Genomic DNA, 15,611 nt, shown 5'->3' with positions numbered 1-15,611 from the left:
ATTGTCGTACCCCGGCAGTAACCTTCTCGCTGATGTATACGGAGACCGCAGTTTTCGACCTGCTTCTTCCCGGTGACTCCCAGTCGCTGAAGCAGAAGCGTTCCTATGTCCGCCCGATCGTCGCGATGCTGAAGAAATTCGACGTCAGCGTGGCCGAGGTGGGCTTCCACGACCTGCACGGACGAGCCCAGATCGGGGTTGCGGCGGTGGCCGCCGAGCCGGCCCAGGCCCGCGCGGTCATCGACACCTGTGAGAACCAGGTGGCCGGCCGTCCCGAGATCGAGTTGCTGTCGGTGAAGCGCCGGCTGCACGGTGACGACGACTGACACTCGCACGTTCGGCCCCGCGGACACGTGGGTACGCTTCACCAGTTGGGCGGGGGTTGTTCAGACCCGCGGAGCACAGTCGGAGGTGGGCGATATGTCGGACCCGGCCAAGACGCGTCGGCATGCGGAACGCGTACGGGAACTGGTGGCATCGCTGGTACGTGAGATCAAGGATCCCCGGCTCGGCATGGTGACCATCACGGACGCGCGGATCACCGGTGACCTGCGCGAGGCCACGGTGTTCTACACCGTGCTCGGCGACCCCACCGAGCAGGCGGCCACCAAGGCCGCGCTCGAGAGCGCCAAGGGCATGCTGCGCACCCGGGTCGGTCACGCCCTCGGCCTGCGGCACTCGCCGAGCCTCGCCTTCACGCAGGACAACGTGCAGGATCACGCCAAGGAGATGGAGGACCTGCTGGCTGCGGCCCGGCTGCGCGACCAGGAGGTCCAGGCCCTGGCGGCCGGCAAGCAGTATGCGGGCGATCCCGACCCCTACAAGGTCGAGGACGACGAGGACGAGGACGACACCACCACCTCCGAGCGCGTCGGCGCTCGCGAGGATCAGGGGTGACCTCCGGTTCAGTGACGCGGTCCGGCGTCGAGCCGGGCCGCGCCCCGCGTGCTCCTGAGCCCCGGTCGGCCGCGGATTCCCCGGCGATCGCGGAGGCCGACTGGGCGGCCGCGGTGGCGGCCGTCCGCGGTGTCGGCCCCGACGACGAGGTGCAGCTGATCTGCCACGTCAACCCGGACGGGGACGCGCTCGGCAGCATGCTCGGCTTCGCCCTCGGCCTGCGCCGGCTGGGCTTCACCCGGCTGCGGGCGACCTTCCCCGGCGAGTTCGACGTGCCCGAGCCCTATCGTCAGCTGCCCGGCTCCGAGCTGCTGGTGCCCGAGGCGCAGGCGTGGGCCGACCCGCCGTTGATCCTGATCTTCGATGTGGCCGCCGAGTCGCGGCTGGGCGGGCTGGCCGACCGGCTCGACGGCGACGCCTGCGTGGTCGCGCTCGATCACCACGCGTCGTTCACCGGGTTCGGCACGGTCAGCCTGGTCGACCCGACCGCCGCCGCGACCTCGGTGGTGGCTGAGGGGCTGCTGAGCCGGCTGGGCGTCCCGCTCGACGCCGAGATCGCGGAGTGCCTCTACGTCGCGCTGACCACCGACACCGGTTCGTTCAAGTTCGTGCGCTCGCCGTCGGTCCACGAGCTCGCCGCCCGCCTGATCGCCACCGGCATCAGCCCGGCCGAGATCGCCCGCCGGACGTTCGACACCCGGCCCTTCGGTGCGATGAAGCTGGCCGGCGAGGTGCTGGGCCGGGCGACCCTGGACCCGTCGGCGGCCGGTGGCCGGGGCCTGGTCTGGACTTGGGCCACGACCGCCGATCTGGAACGCCACGGCCAGCGCCCCTACGTGCTCGACGCGCTGATCGACCCGGTCCGGGGCGTGGCCGAGGCCGACGTGGCGGTGGTGGTCAAGGAGCTGACGCCGGGCGAGTGGGCGGTCTCGCTGCGCTCCAAGGGCGGCGTGAACGTCAGCGCGGTCGCTGCGGCCCTGGGCGGTGGCGGCCACCGGCTGGCCGCCGGTTTCACCGGTCACGGCACCCCCGAGGACGTCATCGCCCAGATTCGCCCGCTGCTGGAGGCCTACGCCGCCTGACCGCTCGCACCGTGTCGCCCGTCTCGGCCTCCTCGGCCGGGACGGGCGTTTTTGTGCTGTCGGGAAATGGTTCGTGTCCCGCTTGGTGGGAAGCGCGCTCCATTCGGCGGAACTGAACGATAGTTTTGGTACCTGAACGGTGATTTGGTTTTGCGCGGCCGTGACCACCGCCCGCCGCGAAGCCTCGAGCCACCCGGGTTCACCCACTCGGGTCGCGTCACCCGCGCCAAGCGCCCGGCGATCCCGGGCCGGCCCACGTGACGCCCGCTCGACCACTCCGAGGACGCGTGTCGTCGTGCCGCGTCCGCACCCACCGTGGAAGGACCACGATCATGGCCGCGAAGCCGAAGCCCCAGAACACCGACGAAGCCCGCGAGCAGGCCCGCCGCGCACTGCAGACCTCGATGGACACGCGTCAGTAAGTCCCCGTCAGCATTGCAGTCCTTACGGCCGGGCGGGCATCATGAGCAGTCATGAACCCGCCTGCCCAGCCGCAGCCCGCCGTTTCGGCCAAGCGGATCGCGCAACTCGCGCTGCCGGCGCTGGTCGTGCTGGCCGCCGAGCCGCTCTACGTGCTGGTCGACACGGCCGTGGTCGGGCATCTCGGGTCGATTCCGCTCGCGGCCGTCGCGGTCGGTGGCACGACCATGTCGGTGGCCGCCTGGCTGGGCACGCTCATGGCGTACGGCACCACCGGCCGCGCTGCCCGGCGCTTCGGAGCGGGTGATCGGGCCGCCGCCGTCGCCGAGGGGGTGCAGGCCTCCTGGCTCGCGCTCGCCGGGGGCGTACTCCTCGCTCTGCTCGCCCAGCCCTTCGCCGGCCCGCTGGCCCAGGCCCTCTCCGGCGACCCGGCGACGGCGGAAGCCGCCGCCGGCTGGCTGAGAATCGCCGCTCTCGGCGCTCCCGGCCTGCTGCTGGCCGCGGCCGGCAATGGCTGGATGCGCGGGGTGCAGGACACCCGGCGTCCGCTGATCTTCGTGCTCGGCGCCAATGTGCTCTCCGCGATCCTCTGCCCGGTGCTCGTCTATCCGGCCGGCTGGGGGCTCGCCGGCTCGGCCGTCGCCAACGTGGTCGCGCAGAGCGTCTCCGGCGGCTTCTTCCTGTACGCCCTGATCCGCGAGACGAGGCACCTGCGCCCCAGCCTCCAGGTCATCGGTCAGCAGGTGCGCCTCGGGCGGGACCTGCTGATCCGCGGGGCCGCGTTCCAGGCCTGCTTCCTGTCGGCCACCGCGGTGGCCAGCCGCTTCGGTGTCGAATCGGTCGGCGCCCACCAGATCGCGCTGCAACTCTGGTTCTTCAGCGCGCTGGCCCTCGACGCGGTCGCGATCGCCGCCCAGTCACTGGTCGGGGCGGCGCTCGGCGCTGGCAGCACGGCCGAGGCGCGGGCCGTGGCGCGGAAGGTGACCGTCGCCGGGGGCGTGGCCGGCATCGCCTTCGCCGTGCTGGTCGCGGCGGGCAGCGGGCACATCGCGGGGTGGTTCACGCCGGACGCCGGGGTGCACGACCAGGCCGCGCTCATCTGGCCCTGGTTCATCGGGCTGCTGCCGTTCGCCGGGGTGGTCTACGCGCTCGACGGCGTGCTGATCGGTGCCGGGGACGTGCGTTTCCTGCGCGACATCACGCTGGCCGCGGCCGTGCTCGGCTTCCTTCCGGCCATCTGGATCGCGTACTTCTTCGACCTCGGCCTCGGGGGCATCTGGGCCGGGCTGGCCCTGCTGATCCTGATCCGTTTCGCCACGACCGTGTGGCGCTGGCGTTCGGGCCGGTGGGCCGTGGTCGGGGTGACGCGCTGACGGGCCGGGCCCGGCAGGCTTCTAAGGTGGTCCGGTGAGCGCGGACGGACTGATCGTGGTGGACAAGCCGGCGGGGATGACCTCGCACGACGTGGTGGCCCGCATCCGCCGCCTGGCCAGGACGCGGCGCGTCGGTCACGGCGGCACGCTCGACCCGATGGCCACCGGCGTGCTGATCATCGGGGTCAACCGGGCGACCCGGCTGCTGACGTATGTGATCGGCTCGGAGAAGAGCTATACCGCGACCATTCGCCTCGGCCAGTCCACGATCACCGACGACGCCGAGGGTGAGGTCACCGCGACGGCCCCGGTCGACGCCGTGACCGACGAGGCGATCCACGACGGCCTGGCCCGGCAGCGCGGCGAGATCGACCAGGTGCCGAGCGCCGTCAGTGCCATCAAGATCAATGGTGAGCGCGCCTACAAGCGGGTGCGCGAGGGTGAGGACGTCCAGATCCCGGCCCGCCGGGTCACGATCTCCCGCCTCGACGTGCTCGACATCCGGCGGACGGCGTCGTCGGTCGACATCGACATCGACGTGACCTGCACGTCGGGCACCTACATCCGGGCCATCGCCCGCGACCTGGGGACCGTGCTGCAGGTCGGCGGTCACTTGACGGCGCTGCGGCGGACCGCGGTGGGTGGCCTGACCCTGGCCTCGGCCCGCACGCTGGAGCAGCTCGAAGAGGTGGCGCCCGACGTGGTGGGCCTGCCGATGGCCGAGGCCGCCCGGCAGGCCTTCCCGGAGCGCGAGGCCACCGCCGAGGAGGCTCGGGTTCTGAGCCATGGCGGTCCGCTGGCGCCGGTCGGCATCCCGGGGCCCTATGCGGTGTTCTCGCCGTCGGGCGAGGTCCTCGCCATCGTGGCCGAGCGCGACGGAAAGGCGCGGGCCGAGATCGTCCTGGCGCCTGCTTGAGCGGCCTGACCCCTGGCTGGAAACCGGACCGCGCGGCACCGTCGATACTCTGGGGCCGTTGGCTGAGGCCGGGAGGGCTGGACATGCAGCGGTGGCGAGGGTTTGAGGCTGTTCCGGGTGGGTGGGGGCGGTCGGTCGTCACGATCGGGGTCTTCGACGGGGTGCACCGCGGCCACCAGGCGATCATCGGCCATGCCGTGAAGCGCGCCCGTGACCTGGGACTTCAGTCGGTGGTGGTGACGTTCGACCCGCATCCGGCCGAGGTCGTGCGCCCCGGATCGCACCCGGCGGTGCTGACCGAGCCGGTGCGCAAGGCCGAGCTGATCGAGCAGCTCGGTGTCGACGCGCTCTGCGTGGTGCCCTTCACGCCGGCGTTCTCGCAGCTCAGCCCCGAGGCCTTCGCGCACGACGTGCTGGTCGAGGCATTGCACGCGGCCGCCGTCGTGGTGGGGGACAACTTCCGCTTCGGGCATCGCGCCGCGGGTGACGTCACGCTGCTGGAGCGGCTCGGGGTGTCGTTCGGGTTCACCGTCGAGGAGGCGCCGCTGGTGTCCGAGGACGGGCTGGTCTTCTCCTCGACGTACATCCGCAGTTGTGTCGACGCGGGGGACGTGCGTGCCGCGGCGGCCGCGCTCGGGCGACCGCATCGGCTCGGGGGTGTGGTGGTCCGGGGGGACCAGCGCGGCCGCGAGATCGGGTTTCCCACGGCCAATCTCATGGTTCACCGCTACGCCGCGGTGCCGGCCGACGGTGTCTATGCGGCCTGGCTGATCCGGGGCGGCGAGCATGCCGCACGCCTGCCCGCGAGCGTCTCGATCGGCACCAACCCCACCTTCTCCGGTCGGGAACGCCGCGTCGAGGCCTACGTGCTGGACTTCGAAGGGGATCTCTACGGCGAGCGGGTGAGCCTCGACTTCGTGGCCCACCTGCGCGAGCAGCGGACCTACGACGCCCTCGAGCCGCTGATCGCCCAGATCGGTGAGGACGTGGAAGAGACCCGCGCGCTGCTTCGTTGACGTGCTGGTAGCCTTGACGCGACGTCGGATTATCCGACGACCGGTCCCGCCTGCCTGCCCGACGCCGCGGGCCGCGGGGATACCGATTCCTCGGCAACACAGAATCACGGAGAACATGGCGCTCGATCAAGAGACCAAGACCAAGATCATCGACGAGTACAAGGCGCAGGACGGCGACACCGGATCGCCCGAGGTGCAGGTCGCGATGCTGACCAAGCGGATCGCCGACCTCACCGAGCACCTGAAGGTGCACAAGCACGACCACCACAGCCGTCGTGGTCTGCTGCTGCTGGTCGGCCGTCGCCGCCGCCTGCTCAACTACGTTCAGAAGAAGGACATCGCGCGCTACCGGACGCTGATCGAGCGTCTCGGCCTGCGCCGCTGACTTGACGGAGGGAGTGGCCACGGGTCACTCCCTCCACATGTTTCACCCACGGACCCGCGCGGCACGCAGTAAGCCACCGGTCCTCGGTAGTGGTTCCCAGGCAGCTGATTCCTGGGTACTTCGATCGAAGACCGGCAGCTGCGAAACAAACCGCGCTGTGCAGACCGCCGGGTCCTCGACGAAGGAGTACCGCACCACATGACAGAGCAGAACACCGCTCTCGGCACCGAGTCCCGCACCGCCGTCATCGACAACGGCACCTTCGGCACTCGCGAGATCACGTTCTCCACCGGCCGCCTCGCCAAGCAGGCCGCCGGTTCGGTCATCGTCCAGCTGGGCGACACTGTCGTCCTCTCCGCGACCACGGCCAGCAAGCAGCCGAAGGAGCACTTCGACTTCTTCCCGCTCACCGTCGACGTCGAGGAGCGGATGTACGCCGCGGGCCGCATCCCCGGCTCGTTCTTCCGCCGTGAGGGCCGTCCCAGCGAGGACGCCATCCTCACCTGCCGCCTGATCGACCGGCCGCTGCGCCCGTCGTTCACCAAGGGCCTGCGCAACGAGGTCCAGGTCGTCGAGACCGTCCTCGCGCTCGACCCGGCCCACCCCTACGACGTGGTCGCCATGAACGGCGCGTCGCTGTCGACCAAGCTGTCCGGCCTGCCGTTCAGCGGTCCGATCGGCTCGACCCGCGTCGCGCACATCGACGGCCAGTGGGTCGCCTTCCCGACGCTGGAGGAGCTCGAGCGGGCCACCTTCGACATGGTGGTCGCCGGTCGCACCCTGGCCGACGGCGACGTCGCGATCATGATGGTCGAGGCCGAGGCCACCCCGCACGCGATCAAGCTGATCGCGGCCGGCGCCGCCGCGCCGACCGAGGAGATCGTGGCCAGCGGCCTCGAGGCCGCCAAGCCGGCCATCCGCGAGCTCTGCCGCGCGCAGAGCGAGCTGGCCGAGGTCGCCTCCAAGCCGGCCGTCGAGTTCCCGGTCTTCCTGGAGTACCAGGACGACGTCTACTCGGCCGTGACCGAGGCCGTCCGCGAGGAGACCGCCGAGGCTCTCAAGATCGCTGCCAAGCAGGAGCGCGAAGAGGCTCTCGACCTGGTCAAGGCCAAGGCGCACGAGCTTCTCGACGAGCGCTTCGAGGGCCGCGAGAAGGAGATCAGCGCCGCCTTCCGCTCGGTCACCAAGAGCGAGGTCCGGCAGCGCGTGCTGCGCGACCAGGTCCGCATCGACGGCCGTGGCCCGCGGGACATCCGCCCGCTGACCGCTCAGGTCGGCGTGCTGCCGCGCGTGCACGGCTCGGCTCTGTTCGAGCGGGGCGAGACCCAGATCCTGGGCGTCACCACGCTGAACATGCTGCGCATGGAGCAGTCGCTCGACACCCTGGCGCCCGAGAAGTCGAAGCGCTACATGCACAACTACAACTTCCCGCCGTACTCGACCGGTGAGACCGGCCGGGTCGGCTCGCCGAAGCGCCGCGAGATCGGTCACGGCGCGCTGGCCGAGCGGGCCCTGGTGCCCGTCCTGCCGACGCGCGAGGAGTTCCCGTACGCGATCCGTGAGGTCTCCGAGGCGCTGGGCTCCAACGGCTCGACGTCGATGGGCTCGGTCTGCGCCTCGACCCTGTCGCTGCTGAGCGCCGGTGTGCCGCTGAAGGCGCCGGTCGCCGGCATCGCGATGGGCCTGATCTCGGACGAGGTCGACGGCAAGACGCAGTACGTCGCCCTGACCGACATCCTGGGCGCCGAGGACGCGTTCGGTGACATGGACTTCAAGGTCGCCGGCACCAGCGAGTTCGTCACCGCGCTGCAGCTCGACACCAAGCTCGACGGCATCCCGTCCGACGTGCTGGCCGGGGCCCTGCAGCAGGCGCACGACGCCCGCGCGACGATCCTCACCGTGATGGAGGCGGCGATCAGCTCGCCCGCCGAGATGTCGGAGTACGCGCCTCGCGTCACCTCCGTCAAGATCCCGGTCGACAAGATCGGCATGGTGATCGGCCCCAAGGGCCAGACGATCAACGCGATCCAGGACGAGACCGGCGCCGACATCTCCATCGAGGACGACGGCACGATCTACGTCGGCGCGACCAACGGCCCGTCGGCCGAGGCCGCGGTCGAGCGGATCAACGCGATCGCCAACCCGACGCTGCCCAAGATGGGCGACAAGTTCCTCGGCACCGTGGTGAAGACGGCGGCGTTCGGCGCCTTCATCTCGCTGCTGCCCGGCCGCGACGGCCTGCTGCACATCTCCAAGGTGGGCGACGGCAAGCGGGTCGAGAAGGTCGAGGACTTCCTCAACGTCGGTGACAAGGTCGAGGTGTCCATCGCGGACATCGACGCCCGCGGCAAGATCTACCTCGACAAGGTCCGGCCCGAGGGCGAGGAAGCTCCGGCTGCGGCTGCGGCCGCGCCCGCCGCCGACGGCTCGTCCGAGGGTGGCCGTCCGCCGCGTGAGCCCCGTGGTGAGGGTGGTGGCGAGCCCCGCCGCCGCCGTCGTTCCGGTGGCGAGGGCCGCGGCGAGCGTCGCGACTAAAGAGCTGTGACAACGAGTTCGCGCGGGCCGGCCGGAAAGCCGGCCCGCGCTACTACCAGGACCCTCTCGGACGGTGCCAAGCGCACGACCCTGCCCAACGGGCTGCGCATTGTCACCGAGTCGATCCCGACCACCCGCAGCGCCTCGGTCGGCGTATGGGTGGGCATCGGCTCGCGGGACGAGACGCCCGGCATGTCCGGCGCCTCGCACTTCCTCGAGCACCTGCTCTTCAAGGGCACGCACAAGCGCACCGCGCTGCAGATCTCGGCCGAGATCGAGGCGGTGGGCGGCGAGACCAACGCCTTCACCACGAAGGAATACACCTGCTACTACGCGCGGGTGCTGGACGCGGACCTGCCGCTCGCGGTCGACGTGCTGTGCGACGCGGTGGCCGACTCGATCATGGAGCCGTCCGACGTCGAGACCGAGCGCGGCGTGATCCTCGAAGAGATCGCCATGCACGAGGACGAGCCCGGTGACGAGGTGCACGACATCTTCACCGAGGCCATCTTCGGCACCCACCCGCTGGGCCGGCTGATCTCGGGCACCGAGGAATCGATCACCCCGATGACCCGCAACCAGATCCACGGTTTCTATCGGCGGCGCTACACGGCCCCGCACATCGTGGTGGCGGCGGCCGGCAACCTCGACCACGCCCAGGTCGTCCGTCTCGTACGCAAGGCCCTGGCCGGCACCGCGCTCGACTCCGGACCGGCCGAGCCGGCCGCGCCCCGGACCGGTTCCAAGCGGGTGCCCACCCAGAAGCCGCACACGGTGGTGCGCAACCGCGACACCGAGCAGGGGCACCTGGTGCTCGGCGGCGTCGGCATCAGCCGCGGCGACGAGCGCCGGTTCGCGCTGGGCGTGCTCAACAACGTGCTCGGCGGCGGCATGTCCAGCCGCCTGTTCCAGGAGATCCGCGAGAAGCGAGGGCTGGCCTACTCGGTCTACTCCTACGCCAGCCAGTACGCCGACGCCGGCCTGTTCGGTGTCTATGCGGGCTGCGCCCCCGGCAAGGTGGAGGAGGTCCTCGACCTGGTCCGGACCGAGCTCGAGCGGGTGGCGGTCAAGGGCGTCAGCGCCGAGGAGATCGCTCGGGGCAAGGGCATGGTCAAGGGCTCGTACGTGCTCGGACTCGAGGACACCGGGTCGCGGATGAGCCGCCTGGCCAAGTCGGAGTTGCTCTACGGCGATCTCATGTCGGTCGACGAGTTGCTGAGGCGGGTCGACGAGGTCACCCCCGACGAGGTGAACGAGGCGGCGGCCCAGCTCTTCTCGCAGCCGATGTCGCTCGCCGTGGTGGGACCCTTCGACGAGAACGCGTTCGGCACGCACCGCTAACCTTGGACCCCGTGACGACGCTGGAGACCTCACCGCCGCCCACCCCCGCCGTGACGCCGGAGCAGCGCAAGCGCCGGATCATCGGCATGACGGTGTGGGCGGCGGCCTTCGCGGTCTTCGTGTGGCTCGTCGGTGTGCCGACCAGTGACCCGGTCACCGCCTTCGGCTGGCTGTGGCTGGCCACGATCGCCTGGCGCAACTATCTGCCCTGGCGCGAGCACCTGCTGTTCCTGCGCGACTGGGGTCCGGTCGTGCTGGTGCTGGTGTTCTACAACATCTCCCGCGGGGCCGCCGACCGGCTCTTCGATCCGCACGTCCTCCCGCTGATCGACGCCGACGAGGCCATGTTCGGCTGGCTCACCGACGGCAAGGTGCCCACGGTCTGGCTGCAGGAGCACCTGTACGACGCCAAGCACGTCCCCTGGTGGGAGGTGGTCACCACGCTGGTGTACATCTCGCACTTCCTCACCGTGCCGACGGTGGCCGTGGTGCTGTGGGTCCGCAACCGCGCCGTGTCCTACCGGTTCATCCGCCGCTGGATCACGCTGAGCATGGCCGGCCTGATCACGTATTTCCTCTACCCGGCGGCGCCGCCGTGGTGGGCCTCCCAGTACGGCTACCTGCCCGACCACGTCGAGCGGTTCTCGTCGCGCGGCCTCGACGTGATCGGCCTGCACGGCGCGGGCAACACCCTGAACGCCCTGCAGGTGCACCAGTCCAACCCGGTGGCCGCCATGCCGTCCCTGCACACCGCGTACGCGATGATGGCCGTCGCCTTCTTCCTGCCGATGGTCCGCAAGCGCTGGTGGCCGCTGCTGCTGGCCTATCCGCTGGCCATGACCTTCACCCTGGTCTACACGGGCGAGCACTACGTGATCGACGTGTTCGTGGGCTGGCTCTATGTCGGCGCGGTGTTCGCGGCGGTGGCGTTCGCCGAACGCTGGTGGGCCCGGCGGAGGCCGACCGTCCCGGCGGACTAAATTGTCCGTGTGACGAACCAGGCAGATCCGATCCGTGTCGGCGTTCTCGGAGCCAGGGGCCGGATGGGCCTCGAGGTGTGCAAGGCGGTCGACGCCGCCGCCGACCTGGAGCTGGTCGCGATGCTCGACCAGGGCGACGAGCTGTTCCAGGCCTCCGACGCCGGCGCCCAGGTGTTCGTCGACTTCACCACCCCCGACGTGGTCATGGACAACCTGCACTGGGCGGTCGAGCAGGGGATCAGCATGGTCGTCGGCACGACCGGCTTCACCGCCCAGCGTCTTGATCAGGTCCGCGAGTGGGTGACCACCCAGCCCGGGGTCGGTGTGCTGGTCGCGCCCAACTTCGGCCTCGGCGCCGTGCTGATGATGCAGTTCGCGGCCCGCGCGGCGCGGTACTTCGAGTCGGTCGAGATCATCGAGCAGCACCACCCGCGCAAACTCGACGCCCCGAGCGGCACCTCGGCCCACACCGCCCAGCTGATCGCCGCGGCCCGGGCCGACGCCGGTCTGGGCCCGATGCCCGACGCCACCAAGGAGGAGGTCGACGGCGCTCGCGGTGCGGACATCGACGGCGTCCGCGTGCACTCGGTGCGGGCGGCCGGGCTCGTCGCCCATCAGGAGGTGTTGTTCGGCTCGCTCGGCGAGACGCTCACCATCCGCCACGACTCACTCGACCGGGTGTCCTTCATGCCCGGCGTCCTGCTCGGCGTCCGCAAGATCCTCCAGCGCCCGGGCCTGACCGTCGGCCTGGACAGCTTCCTGGACTGAGATCTCGTCCGGCAGGCCGGTGAGCTCGCCGTCGGTGAAGTCGACGCGGCAGGTGATCCCCCTGGGTTGGACGGCAACGGATAGGTTGCCTGCTGTGAACCAGCTATCCGCAGGCGGCCGCCGCGTCCGGGTGCTCGCCACCCTGGTCGCCGGGGCGCTGCTGCTCGCCGGCACCCTGTGGGGCACCGACGACGATTTCCCGTTCGGGCCGTTCCGGATGTATTCGACGGCGCCCGACCCCAACGGGGCAGCTCGCGACACCCGCGTCGAGGGCGTCGACACCGACGGTCGCACGGTGGCGATCACCGAGGGCAACAGCGGCCTCCGGCGGGCCGAGATCGAGGGCCAGCAGCAGGCGTACGTTGATGATCCGGCCCGCCTGGGCCGGGTCGCCACGGCGTACGAGGAACACTCGCCCGGCGCCGCGCCGCTGCGCACGGTCCGCATCGTGGTGCGCTGGCACGGCATCGAGCACGCCCGCCCGACCGGCCAGTCGTGGGACGAGACCGTCGCCGAGTGGACCCGCCCATGAAATGGCTGTTCGCGCCGGTGCCGCTCGGGCGGATCGCCGCCTTCCGCACGGTGGTCTACGTCTTCGTGGTCCTCGACCTGGTCGTCTTCACGCCCTGGGTCCGCTCGCACGCCAACACTCCCGGCGATCTCTACGAGCCACTCCTGATCGGTCGCGTCCTGCCCCTGCCGACGCCGACCCACTCACTCGTGTGGGCGGTGTTCTGGGCGCTGATCGTGCTCTCCCTCGTCGCCGCGACCGGCCGCGCGCCGCGCATCCTGGGCTGGGCGGTCTTCGCGCTCTACCTGGAGTGGATGATCATCGCGATGAGCTACGGCAAGGTCGACCACGACCGGGTCGGCCTGCTCGTGGCGCTGGCGGTGCTACCCACCGTCGGCCGGGCCCGGTTCGGTGACCGGACGCTGAGCGAGGCGGCCGGCTGGGCGTTGCGGGTCACCCAGATCGCCGTGGTCTGCACCTATTTCCTGGCCGCGTGGGCCAAGCTGCGGTTCGGCGGCATCGACTGGGTGACCAGCGCCGTGCTGGCCCAGGCGATCATCCGCCGGGGCACCTGGCTGGCCGACGAGATCGCCGTGATCCCCGGCCTGCTGATCGCCGCCCAGGCCGGCATCATCCTGTTCGAGCTGCTCAGCCCGCTGATCTTCGTGGTGCCGCAGCGCTTCCGCTGGCTGGGCGTCGTCTTCTTCTACTCGTTCCACCTGATGACGTTCTCGATGATCACCATCTCGTTCGCCCCGCACCTGGTGGCCATGGCGAGCTTCCTGTCGCTCGAGCGCGTGCGCCCGGTCGACTGGGCCCGCCGCCGGCTGGGCCGCACCCCGGCGGTGACTCAGGCGCCGGAGCCGGTGCCGTAGAGGGCGCCCGAGCCGTGCCGTAAAGGGCGCCCGAGCCGTGCCGTAAAGGGCGCCCGAGCCGGTGCCGTGGAGGGCGGCCGGAGCCGGTGCCGTAAAGGGCGCCGGAGCCGGTGTCTTAGAGGGCGCCGGAGCCGGTGTCTTAGAGGGCGCCGGAGCCGGTGTCTTAAACGGCGCCGGTGCCGTAGAGGGCGTCGCGCTGGGCCTGGGGGAGGGAGCAGGCGGCGGTGCCGCCGGGCAGCATGTGGCGGTGCTGGGCGACCCAGCGGTAGGCCGGCCAGGCGGCCAGCCGCACCGGGCCGATCTGCAGCGCGCCCCCCGCGAGCTGCCAGAATCGGCCTGCGTCGCGCAGCATCAGGGCGATCGCGTCCGGGCCGGCGGCGGTTGTGCCGTCGGCGCCGACCCACTGCACCGCTTCCTCGCACTGCTCGACCGTCAGCCCGAGCGCGTCGAGGTCGGCGAACTGCCACGGAATCACCCGGGCGTGCGTCGGGATGCGCTTCTCGATGAACTCCGCGCACGTCGAGCAGAACGAGCAGTCACCGTCATAGACGAAGGTCGGCGTGGTCACGAATCTATTCTCCGCCCAGCGCCACGTGCAGCCGCAGCTGGGGGACGAGCATGTCGTCCACGTCGAGCGCCCGCCCGGCGCCGTCCGGCTCCCAGCCGGCCGAGCCCAGGAACTTCTGCATGACCTTGTCCTGCTCGTAGGCCCAGGCCACGGCGTGGGTGTAGCCGTCCTCCTGCCAGTGGGCAACCGCGGCCGAGAGCAGCCGGCTGCCGTGCCCTCGCCGCCCCCACCGGGGCTCGACCAGCAGATCGGTGATCGCGGCGACCCCGGCCGGCAGCGGCGGCTCCTCGGGCGCCAGCGCCTGCTCGTCGGCCGGCCCGGCCGCCGCGAAGCCGACCGTGAACGAGCTGGTCTCACTCTGCTCGACCGCGATCAGCACCCAGTGCCGCTCGGACGGCGGCTGCTCGATCGCCTCGCTCCAGCCCCGGGCCAGATAACCCTCGTCGAGGTTGGCCAGCACGTGGGCCGGGAACATGCGCCGATACGCCGTGCGCCACGTGGCGAGCTGGATGCGGGCGATCTCCGCGGCGTCGCCGGGGCGCGCGGGACGGACGAAGCCGATTGCCATGCGGGGAGCCTACAGAGCCCTCGCCGGGCCGTGATTTTGTCGTACCCCTGCTTTACCGTGCTCGACGATGGCTCTCCCAGACTCGCTCTCCGTCGCGCAGGCCCGCCGCGTCACGCTGGCCGCGCAGGGGTTCGCCGACGCCAAGCCGGGCGGCGCGACCGACCTGCGCCATCTGCGGCGTGTGCTGCGCCGGGTCCACCTGATCCAGATGGACTCGGTCAACGTTCTGCAGCGCGCCCACTTCATGCCGCTCTACAGCCGGCTCGGCCCCTATCCGGTGGAGCTGCTCGATCGGGCGGCCTACCGCAAACCCCGTGATCTGTTCGAGTTCTGGGGTCACGAGGCGTCGCTGATCACCACCGATCTGCAGCCGCTGTTCCGCTGGCGGATGGCCCGGGCCGGCGAGCTGGCCTGGGGCGGCATGCGCCGGGTCGGGCAGGAGCAGCCCGAGCTGGTCGCCCGGGTGCTCGACGTGGTGCGCGCCCGCGGCCCGATCACCGCGGCCGAGATCGAGCACGACGAGCCCCGCCGCACCGATCACTGGGGGTGGAACTGGTCGTCGGTCAAGCAGGCACTCGAGTGGCTGTTCTACACCGGCCAGATCACCGCCGCCGAGCGCACCACGTCGTTCGCCCGGCGTTACGACTTGACCGAGCGGGTGCTGCCCCAGGCCGTGCTCAACGCGCCGACCCCGGCCGAGCCCGACGCCTTCCGGGCTCTGGTCGAGATCTCCGCGCGGGCGCTCGGGGTGGCCGCCGAGCCCGAGCTGCGGGATTATTTCCGCCTCCCGGTCGACGGCTTCAAGCGGGCCGTGGCCGAGCTGGTCGACGATCAGGTGCTGCTCCCGGTAAGCGTGCCGGGCTGGAGGCAGCCGACCTATCTGCACCACCAGGCCAAACTGCCCCGCTGGGTCCGCGCGGCCACGCTGGTCAGCCCGTTCGACCCGCTGATCTGGGAGCGTGGGCGCACCGAGCGGCTGTTCGGCATGAATTACCGCATCGAGATCTACGTGCCGGCCGCCCAGCGGCTCTACGGCTATTACGTGCTGCCGTTCCTGCTCGGCGACCAGTTGGCGGCCCGGGTCGACCTGAAGGCTGACCGCAGGACCGGTGAGCTGCTCGTCCCGGCGGCCTGGCTCGAGCCCGGGGCCGAGCCGGACGAGACGGCCGCCGCGCTCGCCGCCGAGCTCCACCGGCTGGCCGGGTGGCTGGGTCTGGAGCGCATCGCCACCCCGGGGCGAGGCGATTTCGCGGGCCCACTGGCCGCGGCGCTGAAGGCGCAGTCCGGCTGACAGACGCGGTCCTGGCGCGCGGAGCGGTCCGGCGGGTCAGTGCATCCGCAAGATCCGCGGGCCCGGAGGAGCGGGGCAGCGCGGG

The 15,611-nt window shown here is 71.1% G+C and carries 16 protein-coding genes; 14 read left to right on the top strand and 2 right to left on the bottom strand.

Annotated features, from left to right (window positions below):
* Window positions 1-32 precede the first annotated feature (32 nt).
* From NAG42_RS00515 to NAG42_RS00455, 13 genes are all read left to right on the top strand, one after another.
* Window positions 33-326 carry a DUF503 domain-containing protein gene (locus NAG42_RS00515; RefSeq protein ID WP_250027214.1) on the top strand — a complete coding sequence of 98 codons (294 nt, stop codon included), beginning with the start codon at window positions 33-35 and terminating at the stop codon, window positions 324-326.
* 94 nt (window positions 327-420) lie between these two features.
* Window positions 421-897, top strand: a complete 477-nt coding sequence (gene rbfA, locus NAG42_RS00510) for a 30S ribosome-binding factor RbfA (protein ID WP_250027213.1) — start codon at window positions 421-423, stop codon at window positions 895-897.
* An 86-nt stretch (window positions 898-983) separates the two neighbouring features.
* Window positions 984-1,979 carry a DHH family phosphoesterase gene (locus NAG42_RS00505; protein ID WP_250028297.1) on the top strand — a complete coding sequence of 332 codons (996 nt, stop codon included), beginning with the start codon at window positions 984-986 and terminating at the stop codon, window positions 1,977-1,979.
* Between the two features lie 473 nt (window positions 1,980-2,452).
* Complete coding sequence (locus NAG42_RS00500) at window positions 2,453-3,772, top strand: MATE family efflux transporter (RefSeq protein WP_250027212.1); 1,320 nt, start codon at window positions 2,453-2,455, stop codon at window positions 3,770-3,772.
* A 34-nt stretch (window positions 3,773-3,806) separates the two neighbouring features.
* Window positions 3,807-4,688 carry a tRNA pseudouridine(55) synthase TruB gene (truB, locus tag NAG42_RS00495; protein ID WP_308201091.1) on the top strand — a complete coding sequence of 294 codons (882 nt, stop codon included), beginning with the start codon at window positions 3,807-3,809 and terminating at the stop codon, window positions 4,686-4,688.
* Window positions 4,689-4,771: 83 nt separating this feature from the next.
* The gene (locus NAG42_RS00490) at window positions 4,772-5,704 is read left to right on the top strand and encodes a bifunctional riboflavin kinase/FAD synthetase (RefSeq protein ID WP_250027211.1); all 933 of its coding nucleotides are present in this window, start codon (window positions 4,772-4,774) and stop codon (window positions 5,702-5,704) included.
* A 115-nt stretch (window positions 5,705-5,819) separates the two neighbouring features.
* Window positions 5,820-6,089 (top strand): 30S ribosomal protein S15, encoded by a 270-nt coding sequence (gene rpsO, locus NAG42_RS00485; RefSeq protein ID WP_221378653.1) that lies wholly within the window; start codon window positions 5,820-5,822, stop codon window positions 6,087-6,089.
* A gap of 198 nt (window positions 6,090-6,287) precedes the next feature.
* Window positions 6,288-8,624, top strand: coding sequence for a polyribonucleotide nucleotidyltransferase (locus NAG42_RS00480; RefSeq protein ID WP_250027210.1), 2,337 nt, complete (start codon window positions 6,288-6,290; stop codon window positions 8,622-8,624).
* Window positions 8,625-8,630: 6 nt separating this feature from the next.
* Window positions 8,631-9,965, top strand: coding sequence for a M16 family metallopeptidase (locus NAG42_RS00475; RefSeq protein WP_250027209.1), 1,335 nt, complete (start codon window positions 8,631-8,633; stop codon window positions 9,963-9,965).
* Window positions 9,966-10,051: 86 nt separating this feature from the next.
* Window positions 10,052-10,945 carry a phosphatase PAP2 family protein gene (locus NAG42_RS00470; protein WP_250028295.1) on the top strand — a complete coding sequence of 298 codons (894 nt, stop codon included), beginning with the start codon at window positions 10,052-10,054 and terminating at the stop codon, window positions 10,943-10,945.
* A 9-nt stretch (window positions 10,946-10,954) separates the two neighbouring features.
* Entirely contained in the window at window positions 10,955-11,713 is a 759-nt protein-coding gene (dapB, locus tag NAG42_RS00465; protein WP_250027208.1) for a 4-hydroxy-tetrahydrodipicolinate reductase, read from the top strand.
* Between the two features lie 94 nt (window positions 11,714-11,807).
* Window positions 11,808-12,245, top strand: a complete 438-nt coding sequence (locus NAG42_RS00460) for a hypothetical protein (protein ID WP_250027207.1) — start codon at window positions 11,808-11,810, stop codon at window positions 12,243-12,245.
* Window positions 12,242-13,099 carry an HTTM domain-containing protein gene (locus NAG42_RS00455; protein WP_250027206.1) on the top strand — a complete coding sequence of 286 codons (858 nt, stop codon included), beginning with the start codon at window positions 12,242-12,244 and terminating at the stop codon, window positions 13,097-13,099. The genes NAG42_RS00460 and NAG42_RS00455 overlap by 4 nt, the downstream gene beginning before the upstream one ends.
* 163 nt (window positions 13,100-13,262) lie before the next feature.
* Here NAG42_RS00455 and NAG42_RS00450 read toward each other — a convergent pair whose 3' ends face one another.
* A complete protein-coding gene (locus NAG42_RS00450; RefSeq protein ID WP_250027205.1) occupies window positions 13,263-13,667 on the bottom strand; it encodes a thiol-disulfide oxidoreductase DCC family protein in 405 nt (134 codons plus the stop codon).
* 4 nt (window positions 13,668-13,671) lie between these two features.
* On the bottom strand, window positions 13,672-14,235 hold the full coding sequence (locus NAG42_RS00445; protein ID WP_250027204.1) for a GNAT family N-acetyltransferase: 564 nt from the start codon (window positions 14,233-14,235) through the stop codon (window positions 13,672-13,674).
* 67 nt (window positions 14,236-14,302) lie between these two features.
* Between NAG42_RS00445 and NAG42_RS00440 the strand changes: the two genes are divergently transcribed.
* Window positions 14,303-15,526: a winged helix-turn-helix domain-containing protein gene (locus NAG42_RS00440; protein WP_250027203.1), complete on the top strand. Its 1,224-nt coding sequence runs from the start codon at window positions 14,303-14,305 to the stop codon at window positions 15,524-15,526.
* The last annotated feature ends 85 nt before the right edge of the window (window positions 15,527-15,611 follow it).

Origin of the sequence: Paractinoplanes maris (genome assembly GCF_023544465.1) — a bacterium.
GTDB classification, from domain to species: Bacteria; Actinomycetota; Actinomycetes; order Mycobacteriales; family Micromonosporaceae; genus Actinoplanes; species Actinoplanes maris.
The sequence above is the reverse complement of the archived record's forward strand: the minus strand, read 5'-3'. Positions and strand labels throughout refer to the sequence as shown.